This is a genomic window from Photobacterium sp. R1 (genome assembly GCF_054600795.1).
In genome coordinates this window covers 1-504 of record NZ_BAAHZP010000071.1, presented here as the reverse complement: position 1 = coordinate 504, position 504 = coordinate 1, and the positions used below count along the sequence as shown (strand labels likewise).

Sequence of the window (504 nt, the reverse complement as noted above, 5' to 3'; positions counted from 1 at the left end):
CAGTGCGTAAAACGCGTGGCGATGATATCGACGCCGCTTGCGGACAATTGGTTGGCGATGTGATAGACCGCACAAAACGTACTTTGGCCAAACAAGCTAAAGGGGAACCAATCCCAGTAAAAGCAGTCTGATAACAATCACATAAAGCTCGAAATGGATGTGAGCAAGGAGTTGTTATGGTACGCTGGACCCTGTATCCGATCACAAGCGGCTTTATTGCCGCTTGTTTGCTAGTGGGCTGTGTAACCATTGACCCGACAGCGAAGGAACGCGGTGTGGACCCCATTGCCGTGGCAGATGCCAGAGTGACGCTTGGACTCAGTTACCTGGAGCAAGGTCAGAGGCAGAAAGCACAGCAAAATTTACAGAAAGCCTTAGACGTTGCGCCGGATCACCCCAGAGCACAACTTGCCATGGCACACTATTACCAGCAAGTGGGTGAAAATCGTTCAGCTGAAGCGCTCTATGTCCGAGCATTGCAATATTCCCCCAAAAATGGCGATG

General features: G+C 50.8%; 1 protein-coding gene and 1 pseudogene. Both read left to right on the top strand.

Annotated features, from left to right (window positions below; genetic code table 11):
* Positions 1-131: pseudogene (locus ACYP03_RS23995) on the top strand (bifunctional tRNA (adenosine(37)-C2)-methyltransferase TrmG/ribosomal RNA large subunit methyltransferase RlmN); the annotation flags it as partial.
* Positions 132-176: 45 nt separating this feature from the next.
* Positions 177-504, top strand: a 328-nt coding sequence (locus tag ACYP03_RS23990) for a tetratricopeptide repeat protein (RefSeq protein ID WP_459782361.1), incomplete at its 3' end; no start/stop codon positions are given.